Below are 24,350 nucleotides of genomic sequence, written 5' to 3' on the forward strand. Positions count from 1 at the left end.
TTTACAGCCTTAGTATATTTTTTGTGCGTACATTTGTCAACACAAAACCATAGTTATACTTACAAATAATTTGACGAACCGAGTGTTTTTCTATTTTAACTTTAGTATTTATACAGATAGGACAATAGATTATACTAAACTCATAATTATGCTAAAATATGTACATACAAATATTATAGATACATTAATTAGTATTAGAACAACTTGGAAAGAAGGAATAAAGTGAAACCAAAGTATCAGGTCATCCTTGAGGATATAAAAAGCAACATTCTTTCAGGGGCATACAGCGTAGGAGAACAAATTCCAACGGAATTCGCTTTGCAGGATAAGTATAAAGTTAGTCGCCAGACGGTTCGAAAGGCTATTTTGGAACTATCTAACGAAGGTTTTTTAAGAAGTGAAAAAGGATCTGGCACCTATGTCAGCAACCAATTTCGGTCAAAAACCGGTGGCAATTCCAGCAATAAAACCATCGGAGTCATCACAACCTACATCTCTGATTACATCTTTCCCTCTATTATTCGCGGGATTGAAGCCAGATTGAACGAAGATAATTATTCATTACTATTAGCCAGTACCAATAATGATGTCGCACAGGAAAAGAAAGCTTTGGAGATGATGCTGTCCTTTGGTGTCGATGGTTTGATCATTGAGCCTACGAAGAGCAATCTATATAATCCCAATATCGCTTACTATCTGACGTTCAAGGAACAGGATGTTCCATTCATCATGATTAATGCCTATTATGAAGAGTTGGAGGTTCCTTACTTCTGTCTCGATGACGTACAATCCAGCTATCTGGCAACCAAAGAATTGATCGCTAACGGACACACACAGATTGGCATCATTGCCAAAATGGACGATTTACAAGGGAAGTATCGAATGAAGGGTTATATCAAAGCGCTTGGAGAAGCCAAATTACGCTTTCACCCCGAGCAAGTGCTCTCATTCTATACAGAAACGAAGCAGGATCTGTCCACCAATTTGAAGAAATTCTTGACCGAACAAAGAGACGATTTAACCGCAATTGTCTGCTATAACGACGAGGTCGGACTAGAAGTTGTACATGTATGCAGACAACTTGGTATATCCGTTCCCGAAGATTTGTCCATTATTGGCCAAGACAATTCCTATATTTCCAAAAATGCAAACATCAAACTAACAACATTGACACACCCACAGGAACAAATGGGCCGTGATGCCGCCGACTGGGTTATTAAGAAACTACAAGGGAAGAAGGATCTAAGCAACCAAACCTATTATCAGCCCGTGTTAATTGAAGGAGAGACGGTAAAGAAGAAATTGAAGTGAAGGGGTTCATAGCCCCTTTAAACCTAGTGCCTAATTGTCATATGACACTTTGGAGTGATTTGGTATGGTGGGTGACGAAATGTAACTTGTTGGTATGACAAATCCTTTGCCATACTTGGTTTTGCCGGACGATAAGGCAAAAATACATTTCAAGGAGAAACCATTCATGGAAAAAATGATTTACACCATTCTCGCGGTTCTACTATTATCTACTACGATAACTACCGCATGTATGGCACCCAACGGCGCGTCAGTTGCCGCACCCGTTAACATACCAGTTGCATCTGAAAAGGCTAGCTTGGAGGGGCCGCGAGATGCCAAGGAACTAGAGGCTTTTGCAGATGGTGTTTTTGCGGACAAGATGAAAAAGTTTAATACCGTTGGTTCTAATTTTGTGGTCGTCGCAGGTGGGAAAGTGATGCTAAGCAAAGGTTACGGTTATGCCGACAAGAGCAAAAAAATTCCTGTGGATAAAAATACCATTTTTCAAATCGGCTCTGTTACAAAGTCATTCACTGCATTGGCAGCTATGCAGTTGGTCGATAAGGGGAAAATGGATTTAAAACGTGATATCCAAGAGTATTTAGGAGGAATAAAGGTTCCGAATAAAACAGGAAAAAAACTGACGATGTTTGATCTACTTACATATTCAAGTGGATTTGATGAACCAGATATTCTCATGGAAATGCATCCAGAGTTCGCGGACAAATATTTTCCAATGAAGAAGTACATTGCATCAAATATGCCAACTGTTGTCAGGCCTCCAGGAGAAGCGTACACTTATGACAATTTTGGTTTCATGCTAGCGGGATATGCAGTAGCAAACGTAACGGGCATGTCGTATTCCAAATATATGGAAAAGAATATTTTCAAACCGTTAGGCATGAAATCGACGAGCGTGCGGTTTACCCCCCAATTGTTAAGCAGAATGGCTGCTCACTATGGACCAACAGGCGAACTGATAGCCTTGGACGGATTTAAACCAACGGAAAAACCTGAAGGCGGTATCGTTTCAACAGCAGATGACATGGCGAAGTACCTCATTATGCACCTGAACAAGGGCAAGTACAAAGGTAAAGAAGTGGTGAGTCAAAAGAGCATACAGCAAATGCACACATACCAACTATTCCCCGACAAGGAGTTCCCGGTTACAACAATTGGATTCGAAGGCTACTTCAAAGAGAAGATGAATAATCAGCATGTGATTCTAAAAGGAGGAAATGTTACAGGCCATTCTTCCTTGATTGTTATTCTGCCTGAGAAGAATACAGCGATGTACATGTCCTACAATAACGACTCCCTGATGAGTCTTGACGTGTATGAAGAATTTATGAATCATTATTATCCGAGAAAATCAGAGGTTCCAAAGTCAACCTACGCGACATTAAGTGAGCAGCAGGCCCAAGACTACGTGGGATTATACCAAAACACGCGTATCGCTGCCTTAAGGACGAAGGTTTCATATTCGGACGGGAAACTAATAATGGAGACAGGAACATCAGGCAAACATACACTAAAAATGATTCACCCTTTATTATTTGAAGATGAATCAGGTAATAAATTGACGTTTAATAAAAATGAAGCAGGCCATATTGCATATTTGTATTACATGCAGCTCCCAGACCTCGTTGCTTATGCGCAAAAAATAAACATTGATTCACCATTTTCTGATGTACCTGCGAATAGTAAATATATTTCATATATAAACAACCTTAATGCTTTGGAAGTCATGAGCGGAAAGTCAGCCAACCTCTTCGATCCGAAAGGAACGATGACTCAGAGAGAATTCTCAGAAGTGCTACTGCGCGCCCACGGGTGGTATAAACAACCTTTCATGATTGAACCGAATAAGAAGCAGATGATGGCCGGACTACGTAATTATCAGCCTAATTCTCCTATCACTAGACAAATGGCGGCGGTAATGATCCAGAACCTGAAACAGGTTGAGCCTGGGATTAAGGTTAAATTGAGTGGAGAAACGGATGCTTGGGCAGTTAAAGCAGTCACAGCTCTTGTTTCCCAGGGTATCATGGACCCGAATACCAAGATCAATGTAGACGGCTCCATAGACTTCCGCTCCAAACAGCTTTTGAAGCGTCAAGAAGCCAGTGCCTTGTTGGATCAAGCATTTAATTACTATACGTTGCCAATCAGTCACTAATTCAAAAGATTAAATAGAAAAAGGTAAAACAATAATCCTTAAAAGTATTCGTATGGTGAGTCTTTGTCAATACCAAGCAGGATCACCGCGGAAGCTGGCATCAGCAACGATGATAAAAAACATCAGGAGTAAATCATGTGTAACTCAAGCAAAAGTAATTTAAAAATAGACGTTTCGCCATACGAAAAATCCAATCTAAAAAACAGTTTACAGCAAATATTCAATACGATAGTGCCTTTCTTCCTGCTCTGGTACCTTGCCTACAAAAGTCTTGCGATTTCCTACTGTCTTACTCTGGCAATAACGGTCCTAGCTTCAGGATTTGTAGTCCGGATCTTTATCATTTTTCATGATTGCTGTCATCAATCCTTCTTTAAGAATCGGTTGGCCAATGAGATCTTAGGCACGATAACAGGTGTCCTGACTTTCTTTCCTTATCATCAATGGCAGAAAAGCCACTCAATCCATCATGCCACTAGTGGTAATTTGAATAAAAGGGGATAGGGGATATATGGATCCTTACGGTATCGGAATATGTATCTGCGTCAGCCTGGAAACGGATGATGTACCGTCTCTACCGGAATCCACTTGTTATGTTCGGGGTTGGTCCAATCTATATCTTCCTTATCAAGAACAGGTTTAACAGGAAGAAGGCCAAACGGAGAGAGATCTATAACACGTATATAACGAATCTGGTCATCGTTGCCTTATCCACCTTGCTCATCTTCACCGTGGGCTATCAGGCGTTCCTACTCGTTCAGGGACCGATATTCATACTTTCGGGGAGTATCGGTATTTGGCTCTTCTATGTGCAGCATCAGTTTGAGGATACGTATTTCGAGCAGAAAGAACAATGGGATTACGTGAAAGCAGCCGTGGAGGGAAGTTCCTATTATAAGCTACCAAAAGTGCTGCAGTGGCTGACAGGTAATATCGGATTTCACCATGTGCACCATCTGAGTCCGAGAATTCCGAACTATTATTTGGAAAAGGCTCATGACAACACGCCACCTCTCCAGAAGGTAAATATGATTACGATTACTTCCAGCCTACCGGCAATTCGATTCAGGCTCTGGGATGAACGTAACAAGAAATTTGTAAGTTTCAAAGAGATTAGTTATTTGCTTTAATCTAATATTTTGTTGTTAACAGAGAATTTGGTATGGTCTCATATAATTAATTCTTACGCTATTCAAGAAGTTGTCTGAAAAGTGGATTTTCTACCATAAGGGACAGTACTTACTTCAGGATTAACGAAAAAAAGCGCGAGTGCGGGGGACTCTCCCAGTGACTCGCGCTTTTTGGTTCATCTCGCCCATTGAGTATGTTATGGGCAAGCGAAAGCTACCCGATAAGGACTTTATATAGGAAAATGGATATATTTACGGACGACTTCAAGAAGCTGACGGGTCAAGATTAATATTCTCCTTTAATTACAAAAAAAGAACCCCGAATTGTTCCAGCTAGCTTTGACTTCTGTCTAGCAAACTTAAACTTTCCTTCTAACTCCTTGGGTACCTCCATCCCCTCAGAAAGCTTAAAACCAACGGCCCGCTTCTTAGTGTCATCAACCGTATACATGACGTTGACCGCAAGACCATCCTCATAAAAGACGTAAGCAAATTTAATATTTTCTACTTGAAAACGTGATGTTTCTAAAGGTTTGGCCGCAAACACAATATCACGCTCTTTCAGAATTCGGTTCACATAATCAAGAGTCTCCTGACTTTCACTAGCTGACACAACCGTAAATTCATGCTTGTATTTGTTCATAAAGTAACGGGCTTCATTAGCACGCAAACCAGCAAGCGCCTCTACTACAGGTGAAGACTCTAAGCCAGCTGTAGACATATTATTAAAATCAACGATATAGGACATTTCCATCTCTCCTTTTATCTCATTATGCCCCAAAAAACTTGCCGCTACTTATGTTACGGTTCTGCGTCCACAACTTGCTGGTACACTCCTCCGCCGTTGTCACGTAGAAACCTTATCTCTTGACATTTTATGGAGAACACTGTATATATTCAAAGCCAATACGAAAGACAGGAAGGGAGGATCTGCATGCACAGAGTGATCAAAATCAAATTTACGCTCTTTTACGGTGAAATGCCTGAAGCAAAATGTTATGGGTACTTGGAGTTGAATCAGGATGGCAATATGATCGCGCTCTACAATAGGTACGGTGAGGAAATAGACATGTATGGCGGACATGAATTTGTTAGGATAAGGACACTTGGCAAATTTGATGACCAAGACCGTGATAATTTTTATTCTTTGTTAGAAAGTGATGGTGTAGGATAATCTGCACGATAGGCTGACGATTCCGATGCCAAGGCACTACGAAAAGTCAGCCTTTTTGATTTTATTTGCCTTATAGAGTTGACCGGCATGTTATCATAATCCCCTAATCTAGCGCTTTTGTTTGGATTTCTTCGTTTGGAGCGCTCTGATAAATCTGGATCAGTGCATTCTCATCACCCGGCATTCGACTGCCAAACCACCCGATATCATAATCCAGAATAATTTCATCCAGCCAGCGCTCATACCAATCCAGAAAGCTGCCTTCATAGACAAAGAAAAAAGGATGATCGGGATGAAAATCGGAGGTGTACACAATTCTCCCCCTATATTTCCCTTCAAGTACGAGATACATGTCGTATTCGCAGCCTTGGGTACCTATGCACAACATGCCGCCCAACACCTTATTACAGGTGTCGTCATATTCCTCATCGGGAATGTCCTCGTCCCTGGTCAGGGGCTCAATCAGATGGTTCCATTCCTCTTTGGTCATCCCGGGATGCAGAACGGATTTTGCAAGGAGCACCTGGCGCTCGGTGTAGGAAGTTGCCTTTCCAAGTGAATAAATTCCATAGTAGGGTCCGGCGCCTCCATTGCCGATTTTCATTAAAAACAGCGCGTAAGGCTCAGGAAGTGTGACCTGATTGAGGGTTTGCCAGTCCTCTAGCTCTTTTGCTGTAAGCTTCTCTTTAACCCTATATTGATGTGAGGATGCTCCAAACACCGAGAAGTCCGCGTCTTTGCGCATGGCTTGACTCAGTTTGTTTTTTATTCGATCCAGTTGCGTTTCTTTCTTCCTAAACCACATATTTGAACTCTCCTGTTGACCATAGCCAGGTTTCCTTGTTTGCTTATCCAGCAATTTTATTGTTTTTTCTATGGGTCGTACCTCTTTAAAATGATATGTATCTAGAGTACCACAGGAAAAATCCATATGAATGGAATCTATATGTGGATTAGACTATAATCACCTTGTTATTCATGTAAGCCACTCCTCATTTCTCGGAAATTAACGACATAATTATTTAATTAAACTCATTAAACGCAGTTCATTTTAAACAACATAGAGTGAGGGAGAAAATAATGAAAAGCCAATTAAAAAATATTACGGTCGACGGTTATGCCTTCGTTTATTGGTATTCAGGCGGGTCTCGCTTCATCCTAAACCTATCTCCCAAAGAGAATAAAAACATCAAAATCACGCTCATCTTTCAGGCCATTCCTCCTGAAGAAGAGCCTCATACTTTTTGGTCCTTTTATGACATTTCAGCACAAAATAATAACATGGAAACTGTCCTCCATCTGGGTAAACCCAAGCATATCGCTGAAATTATCTCTTACTTGATGGCAAAACGACAAGAGCTTTGGGTTCAGGGGGAGCCCCACATTCTGGATAATGCCTGGGATTTACTAAAGGAAATGGGCTATTCCGAGTTCAAACCGATTTGGATTAGACAGTGGTAGTGATAAAGGTTTGTGGACTAGCCCCCTTTGACCTGACCACTCAAAGGGGGCTTAAAGTCCACAGGGGTACGATTATTCGTTATTCGGCGTAGTCGGACTAGCCGAGGGCATCAAGCCTTTAACAGCGCCGAGAAACGGGCGAATAGACTTGATCATGCCGTAGCCCATCTTCACAACCGGGACAAATTTCTGGATCATACCGAACAGTCGCAAGCCGCCGCCTAGCATACCGCCAAGCCCTCCTGCGCCTGCAGTGGAGCCGCCAAGGCCGCCTAACAGCGAGCCCATCATCGGCAGGAATGCCGACACCTTGGCGTCCGGCTCGCGAGAGCGCGAACGGCTAGACGGTTTACGTGCACCGCTTTTCCGGTTGCCGAGACGGACGCCCGGGGCATGCGAACTGGCTCTGCGTTTGAGAGGTCGGGAGTCTTGTTTCCTGGAAGGAGCACGCGGGGGAGCCCCAGCACTGGAAAGTACCAACCCGCCGCGATTAACGTCGGTGATGTAGCCGACATAAGTCTCTCCGCTGTGCAGGGTGACACAGACCGGACGGCCTTGAAACTTCTTAGCCCGTGCACGCATCTCTTTCGATTGTGCCATGGAAGTTCACCTCGCTCACTGATTATAATTCAGTTTACGCCAGGGGCGGGCTTCCTGCTTGTGCGAATGGGGCATACGCACGCCAAAAATCGCCTGACGTGCTCGTTAGCCCCACGCCAAATCAAGAGAATTGCCAAAAACCTGCTACTGGATGGTGTATCTCAGTCGCCCCCATTTTGGCAAAAACATATAGTGATCCAAAACCAAAAGGATAATTGTAATCCTCCTGAAGTAACGTTTCGGGGTAACCATCTTCATCTACCTGCAATAAAAAGGAAAAGGACTCCTCTTTCAGCTTCGTAAAATAATAGTCTTCATTTTGAATAAGTCTCGGGTTTCCACCTATTTTGACCAAAAAAGGCTGATCCATCGACTTTTCGTCATGGCTTAATTCCCCATCTGAAATTGCATGCTTTACAAGCCCTGGGTTAGTAAACATATCTTTGACACTTTCAGTTGAAGTGGGATGCTCAATCACCTTGACCGAGCAATTAGGATAAATGTTGTTTTCTAAATACTCCTCATAGTCTTCAGGGATGAAGATCGAAATCATGCTCTCCGGTTTAAAGGGATGGACGAGGCTCAAGTAAAAAACATATTTTTGGTTATCTTCGTGGATGAGATCCGATTGATTATCAAAAAATTCGGGCGCATTCCCGCCGATCCAGCCCGCACTATGCTCGTTCGATAGGATTGACCCCGCATAATAAAGAATACATTCCGTTCTCTCAGCTAAAATATTCATTTGATATTCATTAGGCATTTTACAACTCTCCCTCAAGAAATGAGAAACCCCTTACTCCGCTGCTTCCACCAGCCATGCTTGCATAGCTGGAGACTCTGCCCGATTCAAACGCAGGGCGATTTCGGTATTGATCTCATCTGGCGGCATGTTCTCGACGAGGACACATACAGACTCTCGCGGTTGATTCAAGGCAAACACGCCTTCATCATCGAGCATTTTCATCGCCAGCTCCATGGCCTTCAGCCTCGAATCAAATTCACGATTCCATTCATCAGCTTCAAGCTCCGCAATGGAAGGACGCTCCATAAATAATTGTTTAACATCATCGAAGTCCTCATCCTCGTAACAACAATAGGGTGAATCGGCTTCTGCCGCCAGCGCCTGTATTTCATGCGTCGGTTCCATGACAATCGCCCCTTAGCCCTATAAAATATATATCTTATTTCCATTATAAAAATTGTTCGTCCTAAATCTACCTACTTTTCGCCTGAATCCTGGAAATGTGTGCGATTCACTCCCTCGCTATGCTGAAAAGGACCACCTTCCAGCCATCCATGTTCATTAGATTCATTTAACTTAATAAATATAGGAGATGAAAATAAAGGCCAATCTAAAACTAATTGTTATGCAAGGAGCTCAGCACATGACGTATGGAGAAATTCTATGTCGTACGGCAACGTCCTTCGTTGCTCTACTCGTTTTGACGCGTCTGTTCGTAAAAAGCAAGTCGGACATCTAACGTTTTTTTTCAATTATGTAACCTTCTCCACCACTTCCGAGATTATCGTCAACAGACAACTCACGCTGCTGTAAGAAATATCTAGCTTGATCTTATGGTCCCTCTTGGCAGGCATTCATCATCGCATTGACCGGTTTGCACTCCGTCAAAGCTCTGATATTCTCGATGGCCAGCCTACGATTCTCATCAAAAAACCGGGAGTACCTATTAGTGATGACCATATCCAAGAATGGTTTTGCCAGCTGTTGAGCGGCGAAACGGATGTGTACGGGTACCACACCAAAGTACCAGCTCTTTAAGGCAAAAGCGAACTCTCGTTACTGATTCGGTGATAGCTACAGTGAAAGAGTAGCTGGAACAAGATGAGCGCATGCTGGCCAAGCAGCGACTTACGGCAAAACGAATTTACGATCATTTAGTCTAGGAGTACGGTTTACCGGAGAAGATCGACCATTCGTCGGTTGATGCGAAAGCTGAAGGTAAAGCTACCGGAAGCTATGCACTATTGGAATTTTTGCCGGGCGCGTTTGCCTAATTTGACTGGGGGGACGGCGTGCGAGGGATTCCTATATGCGACAGCAAGTACTTGTTCCAAAAAATAGCCGACGCCTTTGGATTTTCTTCTCCAAGCCGGTGTACTCGATAAACAAATCGACACCCATCTTCAGTTGGGCATCCGGGAAGGACAAGAGTCCGGCTCACAATCCGCCCGCTACTCCACACCGGGCGTCGTGGCAATGTCTGTCTTCGTAGAGGAAAGTTCAAAAAAGTCGTACCATACCCTAAAAGACTTCTTTAGTTGGTACAAGGATGGGGTTTTTTTACCCTATAAAGGGAATCAGAAACTCCTGTAAAACCCGCTTTTCCAGATTGCTCTTGACCTCTGCTTTAGATGGGATATTATTTAAGTAATGTCTAGCAACTTCATCCGTAAATTCCTGATTCCGAATATATCAAATCTCTTGGCTTTTATTTTGTTTTAATGGGGTTAATTCATTAATTCTACCTGTTTTGATGTGTTCGATTCAGAGGCCCTTTTATATAGCTGGATCCAAATACGACATAATAATCAGAATGAAGGGCAGGGGAAAGTGTAGTCAAATCCAACATATTTAAATCGCCGTTTTTTATTACGAACTGACTAACATTTTTGGATGTGCACTTTAATCTCCAAAGACCTGTCTTTCTGCAGCAATTGCATTCCCTGAATATTCCTGAATAAATCCTCTTTTTTTGGAAAAAGCCATTTACTCTTCCTGGAAAAATTGTGTTACATTCCTGGATCGCAAATACTTCATCAGAATTGCTGGCTAATGACTCATCTAAAGAGATATGACCTGGTTGATTACTCGTAAAAGAAGTTATTTTCAGAATCCATTCAACTCTATCTGTTTGACAATATTGGAATGATCTTCTCTCGGATACTCAAACTTTGAATAAAATCCGTCTTTCATATTCGATCTAAAACCTAATTGGACTTTTAATTCTTTCAAAACATCGATTGTATCCTCATTATATGAATTGCATGGATGTGACATTACATATGGCTTAGTGCCTATAATTCTTGTCAGCTCAGCCATATTAGTTTGATACTCTTGTATTTGTTCAATTTTACTGAGAGATGCAGTTGAAGTAGGATGTGTATGAGTGTGTAAGCCCACAATGTGCCCTTTGGTATTTAGCATTCTTACATCCTTTTCATTCATCCAGAGTAAATCCTTCAACGAACTCAACTCAACATTATAATCTTTTAACATTTGTTCCATTACTTTATTAAAACGGTCAGGCTTTAGCACGCAATCTCGCAAATATCGAAAAGTTCTATCATTTTCCGTATAAAAAGGGAAATCACTTAAATACCTATTAGGTACAAATCCACTCAATGCTGCAATAATTTCATTTTTATATTCGGTTTGGTTCAGATAATTAAAGAAGGAATGATAAAAATTATCAATATCTTCGAAGTATTTAAACCTAAAATACCTAAAGACCTCTAATTTTTCAATTATCCCTATTAGTGGAGATGTATACACAAACCAAAAAGCTGTTATATTTAAACTCTCCAGGACAGGGAAGGCTATATCAAATTGGCATTTCAAATTGTCATCAAAGGTGATGCATATTTCATTATTTCGCAATTGATTTTTCTGTGCTCGATAAAACCACTCCGCTGCTGACAAAATCGTTTTATCCTTTTGCAAAAAGCATATCATTTGTTCAAATTTTTCTGCAGATATTGAGCCTTGTCCTCTTATATGCATTCCATCATCATGGAAATGATGAAACATGATCCCATGAGGTTTCATCGTCTTCTCCCTTTTATTTTGACTTCACTTAATGTTCCATTCTAGTTCCATCACTTACTCAATTAGGTCTGTCCTGGTCTGAATCACCCTTTGTGAAATAAATGTTGTTATTCAAAAAATTTAGGCTTCTCACTTTTTTACCGTAAAAAGAGATTAGTGCATTTAAATTTACTACTGATAAATCTACAGGTTGAAACCTGGATGGTAAAACTAATCTATCCTCATCCGAGATAAACTCCTTCTTAAACCCAACTAAATCTAGTCCGAAGTTAAACATGTCTGTAGTACAATAAAAATCTGCGAAAATAACCCCTTCTTTTGTTCCGATTTCTACAATTTTATTAGCAAGTGCAATGGAAGCATCTTGGTTTTTTGAGATAAATTCAACAATACGCAAAGCTTTAGCGGTATTATTTGCTATGTTTTCAACCCTTGCAATTAATAATCCCTCATAGTCTCCAACTTTATTTTGGACGGTATATACTAAATATTTAAACGTCGGGTGTTTTAAATACCTCCATCTAAGAAATTCATAATTGCGGGATACACTAATTGTCCTAGGAGCGATATTTGTATAGTAAAAATGGTTCCATTTATTCTTATCCAACTCTTGATTAACTATTTTTTCTCCATGCTGTGATACCTTTTGTACGGTATAATAATTTCTTAAATGATGCTCATTGCCTTCCAGCAAGACCTCAGCAGTTTTTTCCTTATTAAAAATCCCAACCATCCTGCGAAGTGAATCTATAGGTTGCATGACCATATCTTTTGTAATAGTAGCTGGCGATATACGCACTGAAAATTTACTAAGCCCTATTCCAAAACTACAGAATACGGGAAATAGCTCAAAAGGTTTTTCATATAACAGCAGACCAGCCATAGTGTTTCGATATTCTTCTAATACTATAGAATTTACTACATTAGAAGCCAACTCTGTTTTTCCCTGTACGTTGAACTCATATAGCATTAGGCCCCCTAACCCAATAATCTTGCCGTTTTCCCAAATACCTATAGCACCATAATTATCCGTACCAATATATTTTTCATGCATCGGATTATCGTAAAACATGAAATCCAGTAGAGCTTTATCCCGACTTAATATATGTCCTTTCTTCCAAATCTCATCTATTGCCTTCATGTATATATCGGCCTCTTCTTTTCTAAACAGCCTAATCTCCATAATTTCACCCTTTACTTTTTCAATATGTAAAAAATACAATTTAATCCAAATTATAATGTAAATACATAAACCAGAAATTGATTTATATTAATCAAAAGGGCTCTCTGACTGCTAAAATGATCAGTCGTAAGCCCTTTTACTTTGCGGTACCTAGATTTTTGTATTTTAGACATAACAGCCATTGGTTTAATAAGTAACTCAGTGAGATGTTGCTCCAGCATCAATAATAAAGTCCGTCCCAGTAATATGTTCTGAAGTTTTTGAAAGTAAATATGCAATTGCATTTGCAACACTTTCGGAAGGAATATATCCTGCGTATTGTTTTTCTAGTTGTTTGATTCTTGCTTCTTCACCAACAAGAGTTGTATACTCCTCAAGCAGCGCGGTTTCAACAAAAGAAGCGCACACTGTATTTACACGTATTTTCTTATCGGCTAGCTCCACAGCCATCGACTTTACGGCACTATTTAATGCCCCTTTTGATGCACTATATGCTATTTTTGTTTTACCACCTTGAAAAGAAGCAGTGGATGACATCACAACTATACTTGAGTTTGGATTAAAGTTCCCTTTTTTTGCGAACAATCTAGATAACTCGATGAATGCATACACATTTATTACAAATATATCATTTAAAAATTTATTAGTTGTCATATTTAGCGGGCGCATTGGAGCAATTCCTGCACAATGAACCAAACCATCAAGAGCCCCTGTTTCTGAAATCAAGTTCTTCATAAAGCTCTCAATTCCGTTAATATCATAAAGATCAAATTTAAAAAGAAGGTGGTTGTCCCCTTCCATTTGATCCAATGTTTGGTTTAGTTTTTGTTCATTTCTAGCTATCATAATAACTTGAGCCCCGAGCCGGCTTAATTGAATACAGGTAGCTCTTCCAATACCGGAAGATCCACCTGTAACTAAAACCTTCTTGCCACTTAGATCCATAGGATTAATCAACCGCAATTCCTCCGTCTTCGAAATAATCTTCGGTTTCGATAATTGGCAAGCAGTTTTCTGCTAATACATCAAAATAATTAGTCCCCCAAGAAAGACCTATTCCAAAACCGGGCGCCAGAATTTTTTTATTTCCCTGTTCTTTGCCCCCATAAGCATCGCAAATTGTTATTGGTATTGAAGATACACTTGTGTTTCCATATCTGTCCATAGATACCCCGAGCTTATCAAGTGGGATATTTGCTTTTTTAGCAATATGCTTGAGCATAAATACATTTGCCTGATGGGGTGCAAACAGGTCGTAGTCATTATGGGATATATTATGTTCGGCCATAAAACTCTTTAACATGCTGGGCACTTCGGTGATGGTAAAATCGAATACCTCTGTCCCATTCATGTATAAATCGTAGTCAGAACGAACAATACCTTCACCAAACTCTCTGCGTTCACGAATGCCTTCTGGATTGCGGCAAGCACCGGTTGGCCAAATAATCGATTTATATCCGGTACCATCGGTATGATAGCAGTAAGGTATGTGCGATGCTTCATCATACTCAAGAGCTGTGGCAAACCCAGAATCACCAAATAGCATAGCAGCGGACTTGTCCAGAGGCGATATACCTTTCGTTGATGTATCTCCTCCCAAGAAAAGAACACGCTTTGTATCTCCGGTTTGCATCAATGACCCGGCAATATATACACCATATACGAAACCGGAACAGCCTAAATTGACGTCAAATGCAATACAGTCTTTTTTCAGGCCTAATCGTCCGTGCAAAACACATGCTGTAGCTGGAGCTGTATAATCAGGACTTTGTGTTACAAAAATTAGACCATCAATGCTGTCAATATCCCATTTCAAATGATTCATAAGATCCTGTGCCGCTACAAAAGCTAAGTCAGAAGCAGTTTGTTTTTCTGATGCTACGTGACGTTGTTTGACACCAGTCATTTTGACAAATTTCGAAATACTTTCTTCTCCAAATGACTCATTGCTTTCCGATGCTTTTACTACAGTTTTAGGCACTGCACATGCAACACCTCGTATTGCGACATTTCTCAAGATACCCTTTGGCATGTATGTCGCCTCATTCCATAAAGTCTATGATGTCCTGTACTGTTTTAAATTCCTTAATCATGGCCCCGGTTAATCTCTTTTCGAAATGTTCATCAACAAGAGCAATTAATGAAATTGCCGCAACTGAATCCCAAGCTTCTATAGAATCAAGGCTTGCTGTCACCTCTAATGACCCATCTTCAAGCTCTAACATATCCTCTAACAAGTTTAATTTTGTTTGTAATTCCATATTCAATTCCTCCTATATAAAAAGTCTATAGTTACCATACAATGATGGTTGAACCCCACGATAATCCTACACCAAAACCTACAAGAAGGATGGTGTCACCTCTTTTGATGCGCCCCTCCTTCTCTGCCAGACAAAGTGCAATTGGTATCGTTGATGATACTGTATTACCCGTATCAATCATGTTAATAAAAAATTTTTCTTCAGGAATGTTGCACTTTTTTCTTAAGTGATTTAACATATAGCCGTTTGCCTGATGGAACACAAAAAAATCGATATCATTATAATTTAGATTATTTTTCTTTAGCACATTATCTATAGATTTCGGAACAACATCTATTGTAAAATTGAATATTTCTGGTCCGTTCATGTACAGGTTATCATCTTGAGTGATTTTTTCTGCCCCTCTTGATCTTATTCCACTTGACGGCACTATCAACTGTTCTGCGCCGCTTCCATCAGTGCCTAAGTCAAATTCTTTTATTTGCGAGGCCCCATTACAAGAAATTAAAGCTGCAGCTGCTCCATCTCCAAAAATGGTTACGACACTTTTTTCCTTTGGATCGATATATTTTGAATAGGTCTCTGAAGTAATTAACAGTATATTCTTTGCAATATTCGTATTTATTAATGACTTAGCCACAGCCAAGCCATATATAAAAGCTGAACAACCCAAATTAATATCAAAAGCACCAGCGGATTTTGGAATCTCTAATCGGTCTTGCAGTATACAAGCTGTTGTTGGAACATTATAATCTGGACTCTGTGTAAAAAGGATTATAAAATCTATATCCTTGGGTTCAATTGAATGGTTCTCAAATAATTTCTTGGCAGCACAGTATGCAAGGTCAGATACATACTCATCGTCATTTGCAATGTGCCTATTTACTATGCCTGTTTTATTAAAAATTTTCTCTTCTGTCCAACCCGGAAAAGCTTCTGCAAGATCTGAGTTTGAGAGAATCTTTTGAGGAAGATAATATTCAATTGCTTTTATACCTATATTCATTCCAAGTCCTCCTCAGAAGTTGCCTAAAACCGCCTATTATAAAGATTTTTTTCTCTACACTTTAATATCGACAATTATCGATAAAATTTTTAGATCTAATGATAAAATTCTCAGACCTATTCTAATATTGTAAAATTATGATGGTTATATTTTACGACGGTTCAATGAGCTAAGAAGATTACTGCCCGATATCACTCAAAGGATGCTCACGCTCCATCTGCGCGAATTGGAGGAGGAAGAGATCGTTAAACAAGTCGTTTATCCGCAAATCCCGCCGAAAGTGGAATACTCTATTACCGGATACGGCATGAGCCTGTCTCCAATTTTGGAAACCTTACATCAATGGGGAGTGGCCCATATCTAGCGAAAGCAGCTCATAAAAGAGAAAAATGAATAAACAGAAACGGACTAGCGTTCGACATTACGCTAGCCCGTTTCATTTTGCAACGAATCTTTTGACTTCTTTAATGTCTTTAATGTCTTTAAGGGCAAAAACAGGAAGGGTATATAATGGATTAGTTTCGTGAAACTTGCCTGAGTGTACCTGTATTATATACATTGAAGAGATACGAAAAATAAGGGGTCATGGACCACCTTACCAGGACTGGCGTGATACCATCCCTCGTATTACAGTGCCGACTTTATATGTATCTGGCAATGTTGGATATATCACAAACGCTGACTCCAGTGCATGGGTAGTTAATGCAATCAAAGGCTGTCAATGGGCAAGATTCGGTGAGAAGGAGTACGGCACTCTCAACCTGATGATAAATGCTTATGAGAGATTTAATATTCCTAAGTACCGAAAATTAATTCCATCTATAAATGTACTGAGAAGCGCTTCGCTTGCCTTAAAAAGAAGGCTCAACTACAGAGCCTTCTTTTTAAATGCAGCCGGATTCAGATGAGACCTGTACTCATTTATCCGCAAGCCCCGCCGGAAGTGGAATACTCTGAGCAAAACGAAACACATTATGAGGATCGTACTTTCGTTTCACCTGCTTCAATCTACTAAAGTTCCCGCCATAATACGCCTTGGGCCCGTTCTTAATCTGCAGATCGGGAAAATTCACATAATCCCCTTTAACAAAGGGACGCAACGCTTTACGGAACCTTTCCACCCACTGAATATTCCGCTCCTGCTCCCCATTGTTTCTCCAGCGGGCTGACAGTTCGTAAATTGTCTCAGCCTTCCGATGAGGATAGGCCGTTGCAGTAGGCGATACTCGACTTACCGCGCTTCCTGCACCACCTAAGCTCTGACTCCACACGCTAGAATGCCTGTTGGGTGCTTTGGCTAAAAAGTCACGTATAATTCGTACTCCTTCAGGCGGTAAAGGTTGGAACCCGTAGGCCCCAGTTATTTTAAACTTTGGTTCCAAATTCAGGTCCGATTCGGCAAAAAAATGGGTTGCTTCAATAAAAGGTACTGTCTTCACCATCACCTTCACCGGGGTGCCTGCTCGCAAGAGCGGTCTAATCAATCGACGCAGCTCCTCTGCACCGCCAAGCAATTGCCCGGTAGATACAATGGTTCCCACCTGCTTGGCAGCCACCTCAATGGTTGAGGTTAAGCGGTTTGTGGCCGATGGGGCCCAGCGTTGCCAAGCCGGTAATACCTTCTCAAGATCGCTCCATTTCCACGTAATACTGTATATAGAAACCTTCGAAATCGGTCTAACTCGAAATATAAACTCGGTAGCAACACCAAAGTTCCCTCCCCCTCCGCCTCGCGATGCCCACAATAGATCGGAATGTTTCTTGCTGTTTGCCACAATCGTCTTTGACCCATACCGCCCCGAAGCTACGACCATCTTCACTTGTTTCAGGTTATCGCACGTAAGTCCATATTTGCGGGAGAGAAGTCCAATGCCTCCTCCCAGGGTGAGCCCAGCTGTGCCTACGTCGGGCGCAGTCCCCGCCGGAATTGCCACACGCTTATTCCACAGCTTCTTATACACACGGGCAAGTGGATTTCCCGTTTGGACAATGGCCTCTCTATTTTTGCGATCAACCTTAACCTTATTCATCTCGCTCACATCGATAATAATACCGCCATTTACAGTTGAGAAGCCTTCATAGCTATGTCGTCCGCTGCGCACTCGCAGCCGTATGCCTCGCTCACGAGCCCATTTGACTGCGTTGATCACATCCTGAGTTCGTTGGCAAAAAACAATGACCCTTGGAAATTTGGAAAAGCGCCTATTGAACTCCATTCTGGCCGTATTGTATGACGGATTACTCGGAAGTACGATCCTTCCGGTTAATCGTGTACTTTTCTTTTGCAACTTTTGTGCCATTTACTTTACACCATCCCCGCTCATGACATAAGCCTTTCTCATCAGCTTATTTCTATGTAGGGACACCTGTCCTAGTAACGGCAACTGCACAGTTTATATTGTAAAAGTAGCACAGTATTAGATTTACTACTCACGATAATTTCTTAGTTGCTTAGTTTCCTAATAAAGATCATTCAAGGTTCTAATTCAAGGTGCATCTTGGCTTCCGCCTCATCCCATGGCACCGAGTAACCCGCCCCCTTGGCGCAAAAGATGGAGGAGGATGTATACAGTGGGTCCGCCCCTTTGCGGTAGCCCATCCGTCCTATGACTTCCTCCGTATTATGACAGCGATCGTAGCCGCTAAACACGCAGCGGATACTGCCTCGTCCATGCGTAAAGGATGCAAATTCGGCACTGTAGTTCATGAAAGTCGATACAGGCACCCTGCCTGTGACCACCGCTTGCGTTCCGGTTGTCTGCGGCGGATTAAAAGTACCTGAAGCACGCTGAATATCGGACAGCACCCTGCCCATTTCATCGATAGCGACCTTGATTTTGAAATCGTAATAGGGCTCCAGCAGCACATTGTCCGCCTTCTCCAGCCCCTGCCGCAGTGCTCGAAAGGCAGCCTCACGAAAATCACCACCATGGGTATGTTCTTTATGCGCGCGGCCCCTCAGCAGCGTAATGTTCACGTCGGTGACCGGCATTCCGGTCAGCAGTCCGTGATGCTCCCGTTCATAGAGATGATTCCGAATCAGATTCTGATAGCTGACATTCAGTTCATCGGCATGACATCTGCTATCGAACATGATGCCGCTGCCCCTTTCTCCCGGTTCAATCAGCAGATGCACTTCCGCATAATGCCTGAGCGGTTCAAAGTGGCCGTACCCTTTTACAGCCGATTGAATCGTTTCCTTATACAAGATTTCCGGTTGTCCAAAAGAGATAGCCAAGCCAAACCGCTCTCTAACAAGCTGCTCCAGCACTTCCAGTTGAATCAATCCCATGACGCGGATAGAAATCTCCTGCAATTTCTCATCCCAAACGACGTTTAGAGACGGCTCCTCCGCCTCCAGTGTGCGAAAAGCACCGAGCACCTTCTGTACATGTATCGAATTGTCGAATAATACCTTAGATTGTAACGTCGGCTCCGAATCGTAAGTTAACTTGTCTGATATCGACCCAAGGCCTTGCCCAGCTTCGGTGGCGGACAAGCCGGCAACCGCAAACAAATCGCCGGCTTCCACTTGTTCCACCGGCTGCGATTTAAGGCCGTTAAACATGAAGAGCCGCGTAACTTTTTCGTCATATTGAACGCCGCCACTTTCATAACTAAGCTGTTCTCTCACCTTCAGCTGACCACCCAGCGCCTTAATGAACGTGAGTCTCACTCCGCCTGCATCGTGCCGAATTTTATAAACCCGCCCCTGGAACGAAGCATTCTCGTCATAAGTGCTTGTCGTCAGCAGATGCAGCTGATCCAGAAATTCAACGACGCCTGTATCCTGAAGCGCAGAGCCGTAAGCACAGGGGAAGAGAAGACCTGCCACTATCATCCTCTGCAAGGCCTTCAGCCAGAAGCCGGAATCCTCTCTCCCCTCCAGGAATGCTTCCAGCAAGGCTTCGTCTCGCTCCGCCATGGCCTCCCGCAGCGGCTCGCCGACTATGCCGTCAGCCAAGCTCTGTGTAATGCAGCATACTTCCCCCGTCAACTGCTGTTGGATGTCTGCCTCGGTTCTGCCTACATCCGCGCCGATCCGATCCGTTTTGTTGATAAAGAAGAACGTCGGAATCCGATGTTTGCGCAGCAGCTGCCAGACCGTCTCCGTATGGCCCTGGACACCTTCAACTGCGCTTACAATCAGGATGGCATAATCAATGACCTGAATCGCCCGCTCCATCTCTGGAGAGAAATCGACGTGTCCGGGCGTGTCTATTAAATAATAACTGTCTCCTTTATATTCCATTACCGCCTGATCTGCGAACACCGTAATGCCCCTTGCCCGCTCGATGTCGTGGCTGTCCAGAAACGCATCCTTATGATCCACCCGCCCACGCGACCGGATACTGTTCGTATGGTACAGCAGCTGTTCCGCAAAAGTTGTCTTACCTGCATCCACATGGGCGAACAGGCCAATCGTTAGTCGCTTCATAGAACCCCACTTTCAACGCTTCTTGTTGATACTGCTCATTTTATTAAAGCATAGAAATCGGGAGAGTGGGTAGGAACACTCCAATTAAATCGGAGAAGATTGGGGGCTTATCTGAATGTGATGAGTGATACCGAATTACCTCCTTATCCGGCTGATTAGTAACCATTCTGTGATGCGAAAAAGCGTTCAATCATTTGCTTCGTTTCGTTTGGACTTCTCAATTGAACTGCCTTTCCGTATTCATTAAAGGTAAAATGCCCCCTAAATGCTTCTGGCATATCCTGATACTGTTTCTCGACTTGTTGAAGTTTTTTTCAAAGCAGGGATATCCGTATTTTTTAATCAGTAGAGGCAGCCCAAAGGCAGATCTCAATAACTCATATTCTTGGTAATTATAGGGGGTAGTCTCGGGCCTCTTTATCAAGATCTTAAGGAAATGCTGCATGACCTTTTCGATCTCTTCTTCTGACGCATAATGTGCTAATCCATGGATCGCGAGCAGCCTCATATCCAAATATCGTTCTTTTTTATAGGCTTTCTGAAAGAAATCCTTCAGTTCCAAATTTCTGCACCGGATTAAACCATACAGAATCTTATTTCGTAGGGCAATATTCTTCATTTTAAAATACAACTGCTCTATCAAACCTACTTCATCTGTTGTTAAAAGCTCATAGGCTAGATCATTTATTGTGCAGATAAACTTAGGATCATTTTCGCGAAGGGAGGCAGTCGTTAGGTACTTAATCGATTCCTTGTGAAGCTGTTGATTATCATTAGGCATCTCTATCATCCTTTCTTCTAAACCATATCAAGCCATTTAAAATAATACATGCCACGCATGGCCCCTTTGAAAATAGTACTCACATAAAAGGGTTTAGGTTTGGCATGCCCCCAATGTATCATTTCTATCCTCCAAATCCCCACCATTACTTATTATACGGTTCACCGTATCATCGCTAAGGCGATTTCCTATTAACATAGACATCCCTATTAAATCTGACAGACAATAAAATTCCCTCATTTATGATAAAGATCTGCATATCATCCTTATAACAAAAAAACAAGGACGCCTATTGAGGTGCCCTTGCTTCCATTCAGATATGAAAAATAAGTGTCCCTTACTGTAATAATGCTGGATATTAAGATAGGCCTTCCTTGAAATCAATACAAGGAATAATATTTTTTTTCAACCTGAATCTGCCCGACAAGTCCAATGCATTTTTTAGAACACGATCAAGTTCAACTCTCCAAGAAAAAACAGTTAAAGTTTTATATCGAAAGCACTAACGAATGATTTTTAATTAAAAATGTCTTTAATTTATCGGTAGTTTCTTTTCGCTCGAATAGTTTGCGGTCTTCAAATTCTAAAGCCTCTTCTTCAATCATCATTTTTATTGCTTCTATTGATTTAATGATTAACGTGTTAGTTGCATATTCGTCTTTTATTTTTCTCAATATACTCAATGTCAATTTCTGAATATCACTAGAGTTTAACTTATGGCTAAATTTATTGTCTTCAATTAAAATATACTTAATAGTCATTAAGATATGCCATTTCATTCTTGTGAACTCTTTATATTCTTTATTTCTTCTAAAAAAAGTTTCTACTCTGTAAAATAATATAGAACTAACAAAATAAGGTTCTAGTTTATCACCTTCTTTAAATATTTCATCCTTCACTTTTCTAGCAACTGTTCCGTAATGACCCGATACGCCGTGTGGATTATCTAAAAACATCGAAGTAACTGTTTTAATCTGTTTAGGTATATTAATAATTTTGGTTTGTGTTATATCTTTATTCCTATACTGATTAGAACGTCTTTCATAATATAGTTGTAGATCTTTGAAAACAACGTGCTGCGATTTATAAAATTCCTCTAACATCTTGTGAAAGTTGTTTAGAGCATCCAATTGCTCGGGCTTAAGACCTGTCTGACTATTTGTAGATTTAACTATTTCATTTTTTGTATTTTCATCCTCTGTTGCAATAATTTTTAGGGGAATAGAAATATTTTTTTGTTCTAAATAATTATACGTCTCGAATATGACATTACTGGTTTGACAACCATTAACAATTTGATAGTTATGTAATGTGAATTTCTCACCTACAGGTTTAATCTCATCGGCGACAATCGTAATACCATTATTTAATATCCCAAACAATTGTGCGTTCGTACTTTTAAGACAAGCATGCATATTCTTATTTACATCATTATTATCTATTCCTAAATAGTCTCTAATATTATCATCGAATACATTCTTCACTCCGTTAGTTTCGCTATCTAATAATAAGTTCATATATTCCTGTACTTCCACTAGTCCAAAATAAGCTGATTTGATTTCGGAACCCTCATATGGGAAAGTTACATTTTTAGGGAACTTAAAAGTTGCCTCTAAGTCAGAATCTATTTTACGATACAGCTTTTGAATTTCTTTTACACCAAGTGGTATAAATTTCACATCATCTGATAAGTATCCACTTTCCAAGAGCTCATTTTTACCATGGTGTATTGTTTCGTTTAAGTCAGAACTCATTTGTGTAGTTGGAGAAGTCGTTGCATAATACATAGTACACTTAGGATTTTCTTTTCTAAATAAATTAGAATTAGCATATATAATATTCCTAAGTTCCCAATATTTTGATAATTCAGGAATTGTACATTCTTCGTTACATACAAACTGTTTAATATTCCTAAAGAAATAAGATACTTGGGCATCATTAAACTTTTCAGAAGTTTTTGATTGTACAAATATAAATTCAACGGACAGTATTTGTTTCTCTTCTACTAGAACATTTATATCTTCTTCATTTAAAACTATTTTATTGTTAACTATTATAGCAATACCATCGATTGCCTTAGCAGTTCCGGTATCCAATTCTTGGAAGTTTCTTTCCGAGTCTACTACATGATTATTTAATACACAATAATTAACAAAATCCTCAAATAATAAATCCTCTTCTTTCTCTTCTAACTCATATTTCCCTTTAAAATCTCTTAGAAATCCTTTTATTATTGGATTTTTCATATCTTTACCTCTTTTGTAAGTTTATTTTTGAATATTATAGCATAAAAATTATCAGTCAAAATAAAGAAAATCATATCTTGATAATGAGCAGCTTTAATACATTTCGCCCCATTTGTGATATAGTTTCAGCTCGTTTGTTGCTTCGGCAACGAGAAAAAGAGCAGGATTACGCCCTGCTCCAATAATTAATGTTGCTAAATAAACTTATCTATGATTTTAAAAATTACAGTTGCAAATACTGCAACCCAAAACCCTTTTGTACCTATAATACGTAAAGCTCTGCGAATACACATAATAGCAAATAAAACAAGCGGTTTTTGCATTTCTCACCCTCCTCATATGTCGGTATGGCAGAGGGTAAGGTTATTACAAGAGGGGAAGATTGTTACATAAAATGGTCCTTATTCTCACTTTTAATAACCTCAACGGTTTCTTTACATTTCAACGACCCAAATGGTCCTTATTCTCACTTTTAATAACCTCAACAGTTTCTTTACATTTCAACGACCCAAATGGTCCTTATTCTCACTTTTAATAACCTCAACGGTTTCTTTACATTTCAACGACCCAAATGGTCCTTATTCTCACTTTTAATAACCTCAACGGTTTCTTTACATTTCAACGACCCAAATGGTCCTTATTCTCACTTTTAATAACCTCAACAGTTTCTTTACATTTCAACGACCCAAATGGTCCTTATTCTCACTTTTAATAACCTCAACGGTTTCTTTACATTTCAACGACCCAAATGGTCCTTATTCTCACTTTTAATAACCTCAACGGTTTCTTTACATTTCAACGACCCAAA

21 protein-coding genes and 3 pseudogenes are annotated in these 24,350 nt (G+C 40.6%); 8 read left to right on the top strand and 16 right to left on the bottom strand.

The annotated features are described in order from the left end of the window. The first annotated feature begins 222 nt into the window (after positions 1-222). The 3 genes and pseudogenes from MMB75_RS14545 to desA all read left to right on the top strand — a co-directional run bounded on the left by MMB75_RS14545 (position 223) and on the right by desA (position 4,602). Positions 223-1,311 (top strand): GntR family transcriptional regulator, encoded by a 1,089-nt coding sequence (locus MMB75_RS14545; RefSeq protein ID WP_016822495.1) that lies wholly within the window; start codon positions 223-225, stop codon positions 1,309-1,311. A gap of 166 nt (positions 1,312-1,477) precedes the next feature. Further along, positions 1,478-3,472 (top strand): serine hydrolase domain-containing protein, encoded by a 1,995-nt coding sequence (locus MMB75_RS14550; protein WP_045244784.1) that lies wholly within the window; start codon positions 1,478-1,480, stop codon positions 3,470-3,472. 135 nt (positions 3,473-3,607) lie between these two features. Beyond that, positions 3,608-4,602: pseudogene (gene desA / locus MMB75_RS14555) on the top strand (Delta(5) desaturase DesA). Positions 4,603-4,888: 286 nt separating this feature from the next. Here the strand turns inward: desA and MMB75_RS14560 are convergent. Continuing rightward, positions 4,889-5,350 carry a hypothetical protein gene (locus MMB75_RS14560; protein ID WP_045244785.1) on the bottom strand — a complete coding sequence of 154 codons (462 nt, stop codon included), beginning with the start codon at positions 5,348-5,350 and terminating at the stop codon, positions 4,889-4,891. Positions 5,351-5,536: 186 nt separating this feature from the next. On the opposite strand from MMB75_RS14560, the gene MMB75_RS14565 reads away from it, so the two are divergent. Beyond that, positions 5,537-5,776: a hypothetical protein gene (locus MMB75_RS14565; RefSeq protein ID WP_045244786.1), complete on the top strand. Its 240-nt coding sequence runs from the start codon at positions 5,537-5,539 to the stop codon at positions 5,774-5,776. Between the two features lie 106 nt (positions 5,777-5,882). Here the strand turns inward: MMB75_RS14565 and MMB75_RS14570 are convergent. Beyond that, a pseudogene (locus MMB75_RS14570) lies at positions 5,883-6,581 on the bottom strand (SMI1/KNR4 family protein); the annotation flags it as partial. 275 nt (positions 6,582-6,856) lie between these two features. Here MMB75_RS14570 and MMB75_RS14575 point away from each other — a divergent pair. Continuing rightward, positions 6,857-7,237, top strand: a complete 381-nt coding sequence (locus tag MMB75_RS14575; RefSeq protein ID WP_045244787.1) for a hypothetical protein — start codon at positions 6,857-6,859, stop codon at positions 7,235-7,237. 72 nt (positions 7,238-7,309) lie between these two features. On the opposite strand, the gene MMB75_RS14580 is transcribed toward MMB75_RS14575, so the two are convergent. From MMB75_RS14580 to MMB75_RS14590, 3 genes are all read right to left on the bottom strand, one after another. Next, entirely contained in the window at positions 7,310-7,837 is a 528-nt protein-coding gene (locus MMB75_RS14580; protein ID WP_045244788.1) for a hypothetical protein, read from the bottom strand. A 121-nt stretch (positions 7,838-7,958) separates the two neighbouring features. Next, positions 7,959-8,600, bottom strand: a complete 642-nt coding sequence (locus tag MMB75_RS14585; RefSeq protein WP_045244789.1) for a hypothetical protein — start codon at positions 8,598-8,600, stop codon at positions 7,959-7,961. A gap of 33 nt (positions 8,601-8,633) precedes the next feature. Beyond that, a complete protein-coding gene (locus MMB75_RS14590) occupies positions 8,634-8,987 on the bottom strand; it encodes a DUF4303 domain-containing protein (RefSeq protein WP_080942696.1) in 354 nt (117 codons plus the stop codon). 258 nt (positions 8,988-9,245) lie between these two features. On the opposite strand from MMB75_RS14590, the gene MMB75_RS14595 reads away from it, so the two are divergent. After that, complete coding sequence (locus MMB75_RS14595) at positions 9,246-9,395, top strand: hypothetical protein (protein ID WP_228552558.1); 150 nt, start codon at positions 9,246-9,248, stop codon at positions 9,393-9,395. A 12-nt stretch (positions 9,396-9,407) separates the two neighbouring features. Continuing rightward, a complete protein-coding gene (locus tag MMB75_RS14600) occupies positions 9,408-9,620 on the top strand; it encodes a hypothetical protein (protein ID WP_045244790.1) in 213 nt (70 codons plus the stop codon). A 1,068-nt stretch (positions 9,621-10,688) separates the two neighbouring features. Here the strand turns inward: MMB75_RS14600 and MMB75_RS14605 are convergent. The 6 genes from MMB75_RS14605 to MMB75_RS14630 form a co-directional block, all read right to left on the bottom strand. Further along, positions 10,689-11,627, bottom strand: coding sequence for a polysaccharide deacetylase family protein (locus MMB75_RS14605; protein WP_045244791.1), 939 nt, complete (start codon positions 11,625-11,627; stop codon positions 10,689-10,691). A 58-nt stretch (positions 11,628-11,685) separates the two neighbouring features. Then, positions 11,686-12,768: a hypothetical protein gene (locus MMB75_RS14610; RefSeq protein ID WP_143069138.1), complete on the bottom strand. Its 1,083-nt coding sequence runs from the start codon at positions 12,766-12,768 to the stop codon at positions 11,686-11,688. 240 nt (positions 12,769-13,008) lie between these two features. Beyond that, a complete protein-coding gene (locus MMB75_RS14615; RefSeq protein ID WP_052679233.1) occupies positions 13,009-13,767 on the bottom strand; it encodes an SDR family NAD(P)-dependent oxidoreductase in 759 nt (252 codons plus the stop codon). After that, positions 13,760-14,842, bottom strand: coding sequence for a 3-oxoacyl-ACP synthase III family protein (locus MMB75_RS14620; RefSeq protein ID WP_045244793.1), 1,083 nt, complete (start codon positions 14,840-14,842; stop codon positions 13,760-13,762). The genes MMB75_RS14615 and MMB75_RS14620 overlap by 8 nt, the downstream gene beginning before the upstream one ends. Before the next feature lie 10 nt (positions 14,843-14,852). Continuing rightward, entirely contained in the window at positions 14,853-15,071 is a 219-nt protein-coding gene (locus MMB75_RS14625; protein ID WP_045244794.1) for an acyl carrier protein, read from the bottom strand. Between the two features lie 31 nt (positions 15,072-15,102). Further along, complete coding sequence (locus MMB75_RS14630; RefSeq protein WP_045244795.1) at positions 15,103-16,077, bottom strand: 3-oxoacyl-ACP synthase III family protein; 975 nt, start codon at positions 16,075-16,077, stop codon at positions 15,103-15,105. 157 nt (positions 16,078-16,234) lie between these two features. On the opposite strand from MMB75_RS14630, the pseudogene MMB75_RS14635 reads away from it, so the two are divergent. Continuing rightward, positions 16,235-16,441, top strand: a pseudogene (locus MMB75_RS14635) (winged helix-turn-helix transcriptional regulator); the annotation flags it as partial. 553 nt (positions 16,442-16,994) lie between these two features. On the opposite strand, the gene MMB75_RS14640 reads toward MMB75_RS14635, so the two are convergent. The 5 genes from MMB75_RS14640 to MMB75_RS14660 form a co-directional block, all read right to left on the bottom strand. Then, entirely contained in the window at positions 16,995-18,377 is a 1,383-nt protein-coding gene (locus MMB75_RS14640) for an FAD-binding oxidoreductase (RefSeq protein ID WP_045244796.1), read from the bottom strand. A gap of 173 nt (positions 18,378-18,550) precedes the next feature. Next, the gene (locus tag MMB75_RS14645; protein ID WP_045244797.1) at positions 18,551-20,515 is read right to left on the bottom strand and encodes an elongation factor G; all 1,965 of its coding nucleotides are present in this window, start codon (positions 20,513-20,515) and stop codon (positions 18,551-18,553) included. A gap of 217 nt (positions 20,516-20,732) precedes the next feature. Next, on the bottom strand, positions 20,733-21,296 hold the full coding sequence (locus MMB75_RS14650) for a hypothetical protein (RefSeq protein ID WP_230681896.1): 564 nt from the start codon (positions 21,294-21,296) through the stop codon (positions 20,733-20,735). Positions 21,297-21,784: 488 nt separating this feature from the next. Next, entirely contained in the window at positions 21,785-23,542 is a 1,758-nt protein-coding gene (locus tag MMB75_RS14655; RefSeq protein WP_052679234.1) for an AIPR family protein, read from the bottom strand. 194 nt (positions 23,543-23,736) lie between these two features. Then, positions 23,737-23,865 carry a hypothetical protein gene (locus tag MMB75_RS14660; protein WP_260846418.1) on the bottom strand — a complete coding sequence of 43 codons (129 nt, stop codon included), beginning with the start codon at positions 23,863-23,865 and terminating at the stop codon, positions 23,737-23,739. Between the last annotated feature and the right edge of the window lie 485 nt (positions 23,866-24,350).

Source organism: Paenibacillus sp. P2(2022) (assembly GCF_029522175.1).
GTDB classification, from domain to species: Bacteria; Bacillota; Bacilli; order Paenibacillales; family Paenibacillaceae; genus Paenibacillus; species Paenibacillus polymyxa.

Excerpts from the sequence above, each read along its gene's own strand:
- MMB75_RS14550 (WP_045244784.1), top strand. The coding sequence starts at position 1,478 with ATGGAAAAAATGATTTACACCATTCTCGCGGTTCTACTATTATCTACT.
- MMB75_RS14560 (WP_045244785.1), bottom strand. The coding sequence starts at position 5,350 with ATGTCCTATATCGTTGATTTTAATAATATGTCTACAGCTGGCTTAGAG.
- MMB75_RS14565 (WP_045244786.1), top strand. The coding sequence starts at position 5,537 with ATGCACAGAGTGATCAAAATCAAATTTACGCTCTTTTACGGTGAAATG.
- MMB75_RS14575 (WP_045244787.1), top strand. The coding sequence starts at position 6,857 with ATGAAAAGCCAATTAAAAAATATTACGGTCGACGGTTATGCCTTCGTT.
- MMB75_RS14580 (WP_045244788.1), bottom strand. The coding sequence starts at position 7,837 with ATGGCACAATCGAAAGAGATGCGTGCACGGGCTAAGAAGTTTCAAGGC.
- MMB75_RS14585 (WP_045244789.1), bottom strand. The coding sequence starts at position 8,600 with ATGCCTAATGAATATCAAATGAATATTTTAGCTGAGAGAACGGAATGT.
- MMB75_RS14590 (WP_080942696.1), bottom strand. The coding sequence starts at position 8,987 with ATGGAACCGACGCATGAAATACAGGCGCTGGCGGCAGAAGCCGATTCA.
- MMB75_RS14595 (WP_228552558.1), top strand. The coding sequence starts at position 9,246 with ATGTCGTACGGCAACGTCCTTCGTTGCTCTACTCGTTTTGACGCGTCT.
- MMB75_RS14605 (WP_045244791.1), bottom strand. The coding sequence starts at position 11,627 with ATGAAACCTCATGGGATCATGTTTCATCATTTCCATGATGATGGAATG.
- MMB75_RS14610 (WP_143069138.1), bottom strand. The coding sequence starts at position 12,768 with ATGAAGGCAATAGATGAGATTTGGAAGAAAGGACATATATTAAGTCGG.
- MMB75_RS14620 (WP_045244793.1), bottom strand. The coding sequence starts at position 14,842 with ATGCCAAAGGGTATCTTGAGAAATGTCGCAATACGAGGTGTTGCATGT.
- MMB75_RS14625 (WP_045244794.1), bottom strand. The coding sequence starts at position 15,071 with ATGGAATTACAAACAAAATTAAACTTGTTAGAGGATATGTTAGAGCTT.
- MMB75_RS14630 (WP_045244795.1), bottom strand. The coding sequence starts at position 16,077 with ATGAATATAGGTATAAAAGCAATTGAATATTATCTTCCTCAAAAGATT.
- MMB75_RS14640 (WP_045244796.1), bottom strand. The coding sequence starts at position 18,377 with ATGGCACAAAAGTTGCAAAAGAAAAGTACACGATTAACCGGAAGGATC.
- MMB75_RS14645 (WP_045244797.1), bottom strand. The coding sequence starts at position 20,515 with ATGAAGCGACTAACGATTGGCCTGTTCGCCCATGTGGATGCAGGTAAG.
- MMB75_RS14650 (WP_230681896.1), bottom strand. The coding sequence starts at position 21,296 with ATGCCTAATGATAATCAACAGCTTCACAAGGAATCGATTAAGTACCTA.
- MMB75_RS14655 (WP_052679234.1), bottom strand. The coding sequence starts at position 23,542 with ATGAAAAATCCAATAATAAAAGGATTTCTAAGAGATTTTAAAGGGAAA.
- MMB75_RS14660 (WP_260846418.1), bottom strand. The coding sequence starts at position 23,865 with ATGCAAAAACCGCTTGTTTTATTTGCTATTATGTGTATTCGCAGAGCT.